At 54.8% G+C, this 13,169-nt stretch carries 11 protein-coding genes; 10 read left to right on the top strand and 1 reads right to left on the bottom strand.

Annotation, left to right across the window (positions count from 1 at the left end):
* Positions 1 to 2 precede the first annotated feature (2 nt).
* The 7 genes from H6868_07615 to H6868_07585 all read left to right on the top strand — a co-directional run bounded on the left by H6868_07615 (position 3) and on the right by H6868_07585 (position 6,656).
* Entirely contained in the window at positions 3 to 743 is a 741-nt protein-coding gene (locus H6868_07615) for a type III pantothenate kinase (protein ID MCB9989184.1), read from the top strand.
* Positions 744 to 764: 21 nt separating this feature from the next.
* Positions 765 to 2,450, top strand: coding sequence for a ribonuclease J (locus H6868_07610; GenBank protein ID MCB9989183.1), 1,686 nt, complete (start codon positions 765 to 767; stop codon positions 2,448 to 2,450).
* A gap of 30 nt (positions 2,451 to 2,480) precedes the next feature.
* Entirely contained in the window at positions 2,481 to 2,930 is a 450-nt protein-coding gene (locus tag H6868_07605; protein ID MCB9989182.1) for a hypothetical protein, read from the top strand.
* Between the two features lie 107 nt (positions 2,931 to 3,037).
* On the top strand, positions 3,038 to 4,516 hold the full coding sequence (locus H6868_07600; protein MCB9989181.1) for a proline--tRNA ligase: 1,479 nt from the start codon (positions 3,038 to 3,040) through the stop codon (positions 4,514 to 4,516).
* 11 nt (positions 4,517 to 4,527) lie between these two features.
* Positions 4,528 to 4,719, top strand: coding sequence for a hypothetical protein (locus tag H6868_07595; GenBank protein ID MCB9989180.1), 192 nt, complete (start codon positions 4,528 to 4,530; stop codon positions 4,717 to 4,719).
* Positions 4,720 to 4,744: 25 nt separating this feature from the next.
* Positions 4,745 to 5,986, top strand: a complete 1,242-nt coding sequence (locus H6868_07590; GenBank protein ID MCB9989179.1) for a lipoprotein-releasing ABC transporter permease subunit — start codon at positions 4,745 to 4,747, stop codon at positions 5,984 to 5,986.
* Complete coding sequence (locus tag H6868_07585; protein MCB9989178.1) at positions 5,979 to 6,656, top strand: ABC transporter ATP-binding protein; 678 nt, start codon at positions 5,979 to 5,981, stop codon at positions 6,654 to 6,656. Before H6868_07590 ends, H6868_07585 begins: the two co-directional genes overlap by 8 nt.
* Here the strand turns inward: H6868_07585 and H6868_07580 are convergent.
* Positions 6,653 to 7,453, bottom strand: a complete 801-nt coding sequence (locus H6868_07580; protein MCB9989177.1) for a glycosyltransferase family 25 protein — start codon at positions 7,451 to 7,453, stop codon at positions 6,653 to 6,655. The genes H6868_07585 and H6868_07580 overlap by 4 nt on opposite strands.
* Before the next feature lie 57 nt (positions 7,454 to 7,510).
* On the opposite strand from H6868_07580, the gene dnaE reads away from it, so the two are divergent.
* From dnaE to rpsB, 3 genes are all read left to right on the top strand, one after another.
* Entirely contained in the window at positions 7,511 to 10,951 is a 3,441-nt protein-coding gene (gene dnaE / locus H6868_07575; GenBank protein MCB9989176.1) for a DNA polymerase III subunit alpha, read from the top strand.
* Between the two features lie 78 nt (positions 10,952 to 11,029).
* A complete protein-coding gene (locus H6868_07570; protein MCB9989175.1) occupies positions 11,030 to 12,151 on the top strand; it encodes a nitroreductase in 1,122 nt (373 codons plus the stop codon).
* A gap of 155 nt (positions 12,152 to 12,306) precedes the next feature.
* Positions 12,307 to 13,152: a 30S ribosomal protein S2 gene (gene rpsB / locus H6868_07565; GenBank protein ID MCB9989174.1), complete on the top strand. Its 846-nt coding sequence runs from the start codon at positions 12,307 to 12,309 to the stop codon at positions 13,150 to 13,152.
* Positions 13,153 to 13,169 lie beyond the last annotated feature (17 nt).

Here is a 13,169-nt window from a genome sequence, read left to right as displayed (position 1 = left end):
CTGTGTTGCTGGTTATTGATGCCGGAAATACGAATATTGTGTTCGCCCTGTATGACGGGGATGAGCTGTGCGCTATTCACCGGATGGAGACGGCGGCTGTGCATGCGGTGGACGACGTTCATTTGCCGTTTGACCTGTCCGGCGTAACGGCGGCTGTGGTCGGGTCGGTTGTGCCGCGGCTCGACCCGGTTGTGAAACAATTTGCCGGATCATGCACCGATTCCGAACTGCTGTTTGTGACGCATGAAACGGTTCCTATGGTGATAAAGCTTGATGTTCCGGCGCAGGCCGGGGCGGATCGCCTGATTAATGCCTATGCGGCGGCGTGTGATTATGGTGCGCCTGTGGTGGTGGTTGATTTCGGGACGGCGACAACGTTCGATGTCGTGGATGCGGATGGCGCGTTTGTCGGCGGTGTCATTGCGCCGGGTGTGAATTTGTCGAAAGAGGCCTTGGTCAGCGCGGCAGCCAAACTTCCAGATATCTGCGTAGAAAGCCCCGCGCATGTGATCGGGACAAATACGGTGGATGCCATGCAATCCGGTTTGTACTGGGGGTATGCCAGCATGATCGAAGGGATGCTGGCCCGGATAGAGGGAGAGCTGGGCGTGAAACCGGCTGTGGTCGCGACGGGTGGGCTGGCGCCCTTATTTGCCGATGCGATCCCGGCGATTGAAAAAGTGGATAAAGATTTGACTTTGCGCGGGTTAGCACGCATTTATCAAAGCCATGGAACAGAATAAATCACATACAGAAGCGGCAGAATGACCAAAAAACTAAAACTGGATCCGGATAAACTGCATTTCCTGTCGCTGGGCGGAAGTGAAGAGTTCGGTGTGAATTTTAACCTGTATGCCACGGACAATAAATGGTTGGCGGTTGATTGCGGGATCGGGTTTGCCGACTGGCGGCTGCCGGGGGTTGATATTTTGCTGCCCGATCCGGCGTTTCTGGAAGAACGCCGCAAGGATTTAAGCGCGATTATCATTACCCATGCGCACGAAGACCATGTCGGGGCGCTGGCGTATTTATGGCCGCGGCTGCGCGCGCCGATTTATTGCACGCCCTATACGGCGGCAATTCTGGAGCAAAAATTCAAGGAATTTCCCGATTGCCGGGATGCTGATGTCAATGTGGTCAAGGCCGGTGATACGATTGATGCCGGGCCGTTTAAGGTGACATTCGTGCATGTGACGCATTCGATCCCGGACGCGACGTCGTTGATTATCGAGACAGAGGCCGGGCGCGTGGTTCACAGCGCCGACTGGAACATCGACCCGACGCCGGTGATTAACGGGCAGACGGATGAAAAAACGTTCCGGGCCGCCGGTGACAAGGGCGTGATGGCCTATATCGGGGATTCCACGAATGCCCTAACGCCGGGGCGCGCCGGGTCGGAGGGCGACGTGGAAAAGGGGCTCGATCAGCTTATGGCCGATGAGAAAAAAGGCGCGCTGCTGGTTACCATTTTTGCGACCAATACCGGGCGGCTGCAGAGTATTTGCCGGGCGGCGAAAAAGCACGGGCGGAAAGTGGTTCTGGCGGGGCGCTCGCTGCACAAGCATATTGAGGCCGCCAAGGCTTGCGGCTATTTGCAGGATGTCGCGCCGTTTATCGATCAGGATGAAGCGGCGGATATGCCGCGCGGCAAGCTGGTGATCGTGGCGGCGGGATCGCAGGCGCAGCATAATGCCGCGCTGACCCGGATTATTCATGGCGATAACCCGCGCCTGAAAGTGAAAAGCGGCGATGTGTTTGTATTTTCTTCGCGGGTTATTCCGGGCAATGAGCGCGCGATTTATGATCTGACCAATATTCTGAGTGGGGAAGGCGTGCGGATTTTAACGCCGCACCGTTCGCCCTATAAAATCCATGTATCGGGTCACCCGTGTCAGGACGAGATCAACGATATGCTGGACTGGGTGCGGCCGGATACGCTGGTGACGGTTCATGGCGAGCGCGCGATGCTGGAAAAGCAGGCCGCAATGGGACGGGACAAGGGGATCAAGAATATTGTTATTCCGGGTAATGGTAAGATTGTGGCTTTGCAGGACGGGCAAAAGCCGAAAGTTGTAGCCGAAATTAAAACGGGGATGCTGGCTGTTGAGCCCAAGCGGATTTTAGATGTCGAGCATGAAGGGATTGCCGAGCGGCGGCGGTTGCAATATCGCGGCGCGGTTTTTGTTTCTCTGGTTCTGGACGAGCGGGGCGATGTGGTGGATCACCCGCAGGTCGACGTTCTGGGGCTTTTGGACCTGAATAGCGATGAAGACCGGGAGCTGGAACAGGATATCTATGGCGAGATCAAGGACATCCTTGCGGATATGGACCGGGACGATCGCCGCGACGACCACGCCGTTCACGAAGAGGTGCGCATTGGTGTGCGGCGGTTGATCCAGATTGTTCTGGGCTTTAAGCCCTATGTTACGGTGCATGTATCAAGAGTTTAAATTCAAATGCTAAGAAAACTTTTCATCTTATTGTTTTTAATTACGATTCCGAGCAAATCATTCGCGCAAAACCCGGAGGCTGTTTGCAAGCTTCTGGCGCGTCATGAACCGGAAAAGAGTGTCATTTACCAGCCCGGTGTCGATGTGCATGGAAATGCGGTGACGCCTGCGGATCTGGCGGCGGCGCCGGTGATTGTGCCTGATGTTGTGCGGATACCGCTGAGTGTTGATTTGGCGCAGGGGTTGCAGCCTTCGCTGCCTGCCGGGACGGAACTAAATGCGCATTTCGGTATGATAGAGATTTACCGCGACGGTACAGTTGTGTTTAATGGGCAGAATCTGACGGATGCGGCATTGACGATGTGCGGGATGAAAAAGCCCGAACCTGTTCCGCAGCCTGAGGCGGCCCAAGAGCCGCCCTTGCGTTTGGCGCCTGTCGTCAAAGATGAAGGTGAATTAATCTGGGGTGAAGGACATTAGGTTTTGATTTTAGAACTGTCATCCTGAGCGTAGCGAAGGATCTAAAGTCGTCAGTAAAAGATTCTTCGCTTCGCTCAGAATGACAAAGAGTAGGATATAATTAGAACATGAACGCACAGGCACAACAAAAAAAGAATACACGGACAGCAATTACGCCGACGCGGGAAGAAAATTTTCCTGAATGGTACCAGCAGGTCATCAAGGCGGCCGATATGGCGGAAAATTCGCCGGTGCGCGGCTGCATGATTATCAAACCCTATGGCTATGCCGTGTGGGAAAATATGCAGCGTATTTTTGATGGCATGATTAAGGATGCCGGGGTGGAGAACGCCTATTTTCCCCTGTTTATTCCGCTGAGTTTCCTGAGCCGTGAGGCCGAGCATGTCGAAGGTTTTGCCAAGGAATGCGCAGTTGTGACGCATCACCGGCTGGAAGCCAATCCGGATGGCAGCGGTTTGCGGCCTGCGCCAGGAGCGGAGCTGGACGAACCGTTGATCGTGCGTCCAACGTCCGAGACGATTATCGGTGATGCCATGGCGCGCTGGGTGCAGTCTTACCGTGATCTGCCGCTCAAGCTGAACCAGTGGGCGAACGTCGTGCGCTGGGAAATGCGGACGCGGATGTTCCTGCGGACATCTGAATTTCTCTGGCAGGAAGGGCATAACGCCTTTGAAACGGCGGAAGAGGCGCGCGAAGATGCGCTGAAGATGCTGGAAGTTTACCGGGTGTTTGCTGAAGAGTATCTGGCTTTGCCGGTGTTGACGGGGGAGAAAACCGAGGATGAACGTTTTCCCGGCGCCGATGCGACGTTTGCCATCGAGGGCATGATGCAGGACGGTAAAGCGCTGCAGGCCGGGACGTCGCATGATCTGGGACAGAATTTTTCCAAATCCTGCGGTATCAAATTTCAGGGACGTGAAGGGCAGGAGCAATTTGCTTACACAACGTCATGGGGTATTTCGACGCGCCTGATCGGCGGAATGATTATGACGCACGGTGATGACGACGGGATGATTATGCCGCCGCGCGTGGCCCCGTATCAGGTTGTGATTATTCCCGTCGCCCGCGATGACAGCGATGTAACGGCCATTCATGAGTATTGTCAAAACCTGGCGGCGCAATTGAAAGCACAAGGTGTTCGTGTCAAGCTGGATGACCGCGACATGCGGACACCCGACAAGATGTGGGAAGCCATCAAAAAAGGCGTGCCGCTGCGCGTCGAGGTTGGCCAGCGTGAAATGGAAGCCGGGCAGGTTACGCACGTACGCCGTGATCTGGGCCGCGAGTCCAAGGAAACCTGCGGTCTGGATGAGTTTACCGGCAAAGTGGGTGTTTTGCTGGATGCTATTCACGATGAATTGCTGGGCCGGGCGCGGTCTTTCCGTGATAATCATATTGAGGACGTATCGTCGCTCGACGAGATCAAGGCGTTTTTTGGTGCCGGGAAGATTGGTTTTGTCCGGATTGATACTAAATTGATCCAGGGCGGCGCATTTGAAACCCTTGCCAAGGAGTTTTCCCTGACCCCGCGTTGTATGCCCTTTGCGGACAAGGGTGAAAAAGTTTATATCGGAAAAGCTTATTAAGGAGAAATAGAATGGAAAATACTTTGCAAAACAAAGCCGAGGAAATCATCCAGTTGCTGATGCAGCAAAATGAATTGCTGGAAAAGCTGTTGGAGAAAAAAGGTTGTGGCTGCGGTGATAACGGCGGCTGTTGCAAGGACGAGTCTAAAGAAGCGTGCGTAGATGAAGACGAAGGGTCTTGCTGTGGCGGCGGCTGTCATTAATCCTGCCTGACGAGTGATTGTTCATATGTTTTCCCCTTTTGAAAGAATGGTGGCCGGGCGGTATCTGCGAGCGCGGAAAGCCGAAGGCTTTGTGTCCGTGATCGCCGGTTTTTCTTTTATGGGCATCATGCTGGGCGTGGCGACACTGATTATCGTCATGTCGGTGATGAACGGTTTCCGGGCGGAGCTGGTTGGCCGTATTTTGGGACTGAACGGGCATATGAACGTCTATACGCGCAGCGGGCCGCTTTATGATTATAACGTCCTGAGTATGAAACTGGCCGAGGTTGACGGGGTGACATCTGTGATGCCGGTGATTGAAACCCAGGCTTTGCTGTCGGTTCATGGCGCGGCGAATGGTGTGATGGTGCGCGGGATTGCCCCGGAGGATTTTGCCCGCAAGCCGATCTTGTCTGACGGGATTATTGTCGGTGACAAAAGCACGTTCACCGGTAATGTCGTGGCGATCGGCAAGGTTATGGCCGATAAATATCATTTGACGCTGGGGGATAAGGTGACGCTGATTGCGCCCAAGGGGAAATCCGGGCCTTTCGGGACGATGCCCCGGTCGCGTAGTTACCAGATTGGCGCGATTTTCGATGTCGGAATGTATGAATATAACAGCGGTTTTGTCTTTATGCCGCTGGAGGCCGCGCAGGTATTTTTCCAGTTGCCTGAAGCGGTTAGCTCTTTGGAAATTATGACCAAGGACCCGATGAAGCTGGAAGATGTGCGGCGGCGCATATCGCTGATCGTTGAAGGGCGCGCCGGGGTTTATGACTGGCGGGATATGAATAACAGCTTTTTCAATGCGCTGCAGGTTGAGCGCAATGTCATGTTCCTGATCCTGACGCTGATTATTATCGTGGCGGCGTTCAACATCATTTCCTCCATGATTATGCTGGTCAAGGACAAGGGCCGCGATATTGCCATTATGCGAACGATGGGGGCGCCGCGGCGCTCGATGATGAAAATCTTTATGCTGACCGGGGCGAGTATCGGTTTTGCCGGGACCTTTGTCGGGGCTGTGGCCGGGATTGCTTTTGCCCTGAATATCGAGGCCATCCGGCAATGGTTGCAGGGGCTGACCGGGGTGGACTTGTTCTCGGCCGAGATTTATTTCCTCTCACAATTGCCGGCGGAAATTGAATGGCACGAAGTGGCTTTGGTCGTCGTGATGGCGTTTACGCTGTCTATTCTGGCGACGTTATATCCGGCGTGGCGGGCGGCGCGGCTCGATCCTGTGGAGGCGCTGCGTTATGAGTAAGTTACTGGACGTGCAGGGGTTGGAAAAAACGTTCTATCAGGGCGGCGAAAGCCTGACGGTCCTGAAGGGACTGGATATGGCGATCGAAAAGGGTGAAATGGTCGCGCTGGTCGGGCCGAGCGGGGCGGGGAAATCGACTTTGCTGCAGCAGATCGGGCTGCTGGATACGCCGAGCGCCGGAAAAATTATTGTCGGCGGTCAGGATGCCAGTCATATGAATGATAGCGCCCGCACCGCCATGCGCCGTGATTTTATGGGCTTTGTGTACCAGTTCCATTATTTGCAGCCCGAATTTACGGCGCTGGAAAATGTGATCCTGCCGCAGATGATTGCCGGGCGTAAAAAGAAAGATGCCAAAGAGCGCGGTTCTCAATTACTGGGGGCTTTGGGGCTTTCCCACCGGTTGGAGCACCGTCCGGCGCGACTGTCGGGTGGAGAGTGCCAGCGTGTGGCGATTGCGCGGGCGCTGGCCAACGAGCCTAAATTACTGCTGGCGGATGAGCCGACCGGGAATCTCGACCCGGATACGGCGGATGGGGTGTTCGATATCCTGATCGAGCTGGTGCGTAATACCGGGATCGGGGCGTTGATCGCCACGCATAATATGGACCTTGCCGACCGAATGGACCGTGTCCTTGAGCTCGGTCAAGGCAAGGTTCGCGAGATTTAGGCCGTTTTTTTATCTCTAAGGTAGCTGCCCCAATAGATTCTCTTCTTACCGATGGTGTCTTCCAGCTTGTACCAGGCACGGGTCAGGGGATAGAACAGGCGCGGCAAGCCCGTCAGTTTGACCGTTTTATCAAAGCGCTCATCATTGCCAATCGTGGTTGCGGCGGCGGGGTCCGGAAAGAGTGGGGCCGGGTAGAGCACCAGCGTTTCTAATCCTGTTTCCCATGTGCGGCCCTGTAGCGTGTCGATCGGGATCCAGTTACGCTGCATATGCTTCAGCATTATTTCAGCGGCATTCCGGGTCAGCAGGTAGCCGTGGGCGCCGCCGGGGGCGGTCGGCAGGCGGGCATATTGATAGCGGGTATTGCCGAGCGGCGCGATTTTACGGCAGCCGCGTTTGTAGATTTTCTCACTGCCGAGGAAGCGGATGACATCCCATTTGCGTGACGATTGTGCGAGAGCCGTTAGCGCGTCTTTAAAATCGGGTTCGAAAATTACGTCGTCTTCAAGGATGACGGCCAGCGGGATGTCCTCTTTCACCATCTTTTCAAAGATATTCCGGTGAGAGAGCAGGCAGCCGATTTCTCCCTTGGTCATATCGCGGCCAAAATAACGTTTGCGTTTGGCGCTGTCATAAACGGCGGCGATATCCGTATCGCTCATTTCTCGGCCATTGATGGCCTCGATAAAGGTCAATTCCACAGCAACATTTTGTGCACGGGCGTTTATGCCGTCCCTGCGGTCGGTGTCTTTGGCCATATTGATGACGAAAATGGGCGGTAAATCGATTTTGCTCATGGGATTGTTATAAAAAAAGACTGGAGGAAAGCAAGCGCTATCCTTAAAACTAAAACTATGCCCGATTCTGTGAAAGACAATTTTGTGCATCTACACCTGCACTCTGCCTATTCTCTGGCGGAAGGCGCGATCACGGTCAAGGACCTGTTGGGGCTTTGTCAGAAATACAATATGCCGGCTGTGGCGATTACCGATACCGGCAACCTGTTCGGGGCGATGGAGTTTGCCACTTACGCCGCCAAGGCCGGGGTGCAGCCTGTTTTGGGGGCGCAGATTGCCTTGGGGCTGGAGGGGCATCAGCTGGTGTTGCTGGTCCAGAGCGAGCAGGGGTATCGCAATCTTTGCAAGCTTGTCAGCGTGTCTTTCCTTGAAACCGAAGGGACGGAAAAACCGCATATCGACTGGGAGACACTGGATGCGCATACGGAGGGCCTGATTTGCCTGAGCGGCGGTTTGAAGGGGCCTGTCGACCAGTATCTTCTGCATAACCAGACAAAAGAAGCGGAAGCGGCGCTCAAGCGCCTCAAGAAAATATTTGGCGATCGGCTTTATATCGAGCTGCAACGTCATGGCTGGCCGGAGGAAGACCGGATTGAAGGTGCGCTGATTGATCTGGCCTATAAGCATGATATTCCGCTGGTGGCGACAAATGATTGTTATTTCCCGACCAAGAAAATGCATGAAGCGCATGATGCGCTGCTTTGTATCGCGGAAGGGCGCTATGTCACCGAATCTGATCGTCGGAAGGTGACGCCAGAGCATTATTTTAAGAATGCTCTGGCGATGAGGGATTTGTTTAAAGATGTTCCGGAGGCTGTTGATAATACAGTTATTATTGCGCAGCGCTGTTCGTATCTTTTGAAACCGATTGACCCGTTGCTGCCGCCGTTTGATACGGGAGAGGGACGTAACGAGGCGGAAGAATTGCGCAAGCAGGCACAAGATGGTCTGCAGTGGCGGCTGGAGAGATTTGTATTTCCTGAGGACGCTGACGAGGCGAAAAAGAAAGAAATCGCCAGCCCTTATTTTGAGCGGCTGAATTATGAACTCGGCGTGATCGAGGGAATGGGGTTTCCCGGTTATTTTCTGATCTGTTCGGATTTTATCAAATGGTCGAAGGAGCATGATATTCCGGTCGGACCGGGCCGGGGGTCGGGGGCCGGTTCCGTTGTGGCCTGGGCCTTGCAGATTACTGACCTTGATCCGCTGGAGTTCGGTTTGCTGTTCGAGCGGTTTTTGAATCCGGAGCGGGTGTCGATGCCGGACTTCGACGTCGATTTTTGCCAGACACGCCGGGATGAGGTCATTCATTACGTACAGGATAAATATGGCCACGATAACGTCGCGCAGATTATTACGTTCGGTAAATTGCAGGCGCGGGCCGTGGTGCGTGATGTCGGGCGGGTGCTGCAAATGCCGTACGGGCAGGTCGACCGGATTGCCAAGCTGATCCCTGCAAACCCGGCCAACCCGATTTCACTGGCTGAGGCTCTGGAACAGGAGCCGGATCTGGCCAACGAGCGGATGCGGGATGAGACCACTGATAAGCTGATTACGATTGCCTTGCAGCTTGAAGGACTCTACCGCCATGCATCGACCCACGCGGCGGGGCTGGTGATTGGCGACCGAGAGCTGCACAAGCTGCTGGCGCTGTATCGCGATCCGCGTTCCGACATGCCGGTGACACAGTTCAATATGAAATTCGTGGAGCAATCCGGTCTGGTCAAATTCGACTTTCTCGGCCTGAAAACCATGACGGTGATTAAAAAGGCGCTGGATCTGGTTGAACAAGTTCATGGCAAGAAAATCGATCACCTTGAAATCCCGTTTGATGACCAGAAAACCTATGAGCTTTTGACCAGCGGCCAGACGGTCGGGGTGTTCCAGCTGGAAAGTGCCGGGATGCGCGATGTCCTGCGTAAGATGAAGCCGGACCGGCTGGAAGATATTATCGCTCTCGTCGCTTTGTACCGGCCTGGTCCGATGGACAATATTCCACGCTATATTGACATCAAGGACGGCAAGGAAGAACCGGATTACATGCATCCGAAGCTGCAGCCGATTTTGGAAGAAACCTACGGGATCATGATCTATCAGGAGCAGGTCATGCAGGCGGCGCAGCTTCTGGCCGGCTATACGCTGGGCGGCGCTGACCTCCTGCGGCGGGCGATGGGGAAAAAGATCAAGGAGGAGATGGACGCCCAGCGCGACATGTTCGTGAAGGGCTGTGCCAAGCACAACGATATCCCCGCCGAGCAGGCGAACGCGATTTTTGACCAGATCGCCAAATTTGCCGGGTACGGGTTTAACAAATCACACGCGGCGGCCTATGCGGTTATTGCGTACTGGACGGGCTGGCTGAAGGCGAACTACCCAGTTGAGTTTATGGCGGCTTCGATGACTCTGGATCTGGGGAATACCGACAAGCTGGCCGTATTTAAGCAGGATCTGGATCGTTCGGGCATTGCACTTTTGCTGCCCGATGTTAACCGGTCCCTGCCGGAGTTCAAGGTGGAAGACGGGGCGGTGCGTTATGCGCTGGCGGCCCTCAAGGGGGTGGGCGAGCATGCGATGGAAGTACTTGTTGCCGAGCGGGACAAGAACGGTCCTTACAAGGATTTACAGGATTTTGCCAACCGGCTGGATGCGGGGACGCTCAACCGGCGCCAGATGGAGCAGCTTGCCAGTGCCGGGGCGTTTGAGTGTCTGAACTCTAACCGGGCGCAGGTCCATGATTATGCCGAAGCACTTTTGCGCTATGCCCAGAACCAGCGCGAAGAACGGGAGAGCGGCCAGAACAGTTTGTTTGGCGGTGATGCCGAGGGAGAAGCTCTGGCGATGCCGGCGTTGTCGGATGTGCGGGACTGGGATCCGCTGGAGCGGCTCAAGAAGGAATTTGACGCGGTCGGATTTTACCTGTCGGCGCATCCGCTGGATACGAAAGCCGGGCAACTGGAAGGCATGGGCATTGTGCCGATGGCGCGGGTAGAAGAAAAGTTGGCCCACCGGAGCAGTGCGCTGATCGAGATGGCGGGAGTTTTGCTCAAAAAGCAGGTTAAGGTTTCGGCAAAAGGGAATAAATTCGCTTTTCTGCAGCTTTCCGATTCAACCGGCGTTTATGAAGTGACTCTGTTTTCGGAAACGCTGGCGCGGGTCAAGGATATGCTGGAGCCGGGGGAAGGGCTATTGCTCAAGGCTGTGGTCGAGCAGCGTGAGGAGCAGCTCCGCTATACCGTGCAGACAATTCAGCCGCTGGATGAGGCTCTGGCCGGGAAGGTCAAGGAAGTGCAGATTACACTGGCCGATCCGCGGCCGGTGGGGATGATGAAGCAGCTTCTGGAGGCCGACGGCGGTGGGCGCGTACAAGTTAAAATTTACACCGAAGCCAAGCCGGGGCTGATCGCGGAACTGACCTTGCCGGGGCGATGGGGTTTTTCGCCCGATACCCGCAACGCCCTGATCCGCGAGGAGGGCGTGAAAGAGGTGCGGGAGCTGTAAACCGCTTTGCTTTTCTAAAAAGAACCCGCTATAACGGTTTCTGCTTATATAAATAAATTTAAATGAGGGATGGCGGCGATGGTTGATTATATGGCGGCTTGGAAAGTTTCCGAAAAAGATTTCCCGCAAGACGGAACGGCAGCAGAAAAGCTGGCGTTTTGTGCGCGCTATGCCCAGTTGACACCTTCGACTTATAACACGCAGCCGTGGCTGTTTTCGATCAGCGGCAACAAGCTGTTTTTGTATGCCGACCGGCGTTACGGGTTGCCGGTGACGGACCCGGATGACCGGGGACTTGAGATTGCCTGCGGGTCGGCGCTGGCCAATTTACAGCTGGCGCTCCGGGCTTTTGGCTATGAGCAAACAACCCAGCTTTTGCCCGATCCGACCGATGACGACCTGATGGCGATTGTAACGCTGGGGCATAAGCTGGATACTCCGGTTGAAGAAAGTGACAAGGGGCTTTTTCAGGTTATTGCCAAGCGTCATATGAACTGGGGTTCGTTTTCGGATAAGAAAGTACCCGACGAGCTTTTGCGCGCTCTGGAGCAAGAAGCGGAAAAAGCCGGGGCGTGGCTTCATATCTGTGCGCCGCATGAGCGCGGCCAGATCGTTCACATGGTTGCGGAAGCCGACCATATCCAGACCGGGGACAAACATTTCCGCCGCGAGCTTTTGAACTGGATTCACCCGCGCCGTTTAGGTAGCGGCGATGGTATCCCCAGCGACAGTGCCCGTTATTCGGCGATTATGTCGTCTTTCTCGCCGCATCTGTTGCGGCGATTTGAGGGGGAGCACAATAAAGCCGCCCGTGACGACCAGCTTGATGAGGGATCGCCGGTGATTGCTGTCGTCGGCAGCATGTCGGGCGGAACCAAATCGCGCCTGATGGCCGGGATGGCCTTGATGCGCGTTCTATTGCGGGCGGAGGAGGCCGGGCTGGCCGCGTCGACGTTGAACCAGCCGTGTGAGGTGCCGGAGTTGCGTTTGCGGCTCCATGATGCTCTCGACAGACAGGGACGCGCCCAGTTTATCTTGCGGCTTGGTTATGGCGGAAAACCGGTTTACACGCCGCGGCGACCGCTTTCGTCCGTTTTGACGTTTGAGGGTAAGAAAGCCGAAGACGTCGAACACATCTTGTCCGGGAAATCATCCAACGGGATGTTCGGCAAATTCAAGCGGGCTTTCGGCGCAAAGTAATCCTTGCAATCTCTCTGAAAACCATATATATCAGCGCTCAACCTGCCGTTTTGGCAGGAATTCACATGCGGGAATTTAAGGCTTATCCAGCCTGTCCGGTCTGTTTTAAACAGTCCTCTCCCGTAGCGGCATAACTGGAAAAAAGGAGAAAAGACATGTCCATGCCTGAATTTACAATGCGCCAGCTTCTGGAAGCCGGTGTTCACTTCGGTCACCACGCCCAGCGCTGGAACCCGAAAATGAAGCCTTACATCTTTGGTGTTCGTAACGGCATTCATATTATTGACCTGCAACAAACCGTACCGATGCTGGATCGTTCCCTGAAAACGATCCGTGATATTGCTGCCAAGGGCGGTCGGGTTCTGTTTGTTGCCACCAAGCGTCAGGCGCAAGAGAAAATCAAGGAATCTGCCAAACGTTGCGGTCAGTACTATGTGAACCACCGCTGGCTGGGCGGTATGATGACCAACTGGCAAACTGTCACGAAGTCCATCAACCGTCTGCGTGAGCTGGAAGGTATTCTGGGCGGTGATATCGAAGGTTACACCAAGAAAGAAATTCTGATGATGACGCGTGAGCGCGACAAGCTGGAATCTTCGATCGGCGGGATCAAGGATATGGGCGGTCTGCCGGATGCCCTGTTCATTATCGACACAAACAAGGAAGACTTGGCTGTGAACGAAGCGCGTAACCTAGGGATTCCGGTGTTTGCGATTATCGATACGAATTCCAATCCCGATCACATTGATTTCCCGATTCCGGGGAACGATGATGCTTTGCGGGCGATTGAATTGTATTGCGATCTGTTTTCCGCGGCCGTTCTGGACGGTCTGCAGGCTGAAATGGCTGCTTCCGGTATTGATGCCGGCGCTGCTGTCGAGCCGAAAAAGGAAGACCTGATTGAAGCTCCGAAAAAAGCGCCGAAAGCCAAGAAAGCCGACAAGGCTGCCGAGGCAACCGAGGCTGAAGAAGAGCCGACCAAGAAACAAGCAACGGCCTAACGGGTCTTTGTTAACGC

Source organism: Rhodospirillales bacterium (assembly GCA_020638175.1).
Taxonomy (GTDB): domain Bacteria; phylum Pseudomonadota; class Alphaproteobacteria; order Micavibrionales; family Micavibrionaceae; genus JACKJA01.
The sequence above is the reverse complement of the archived record's forward strand: the minus strand, read 5'-3'. Positions and strand labels throughout refer to the sequence as shown.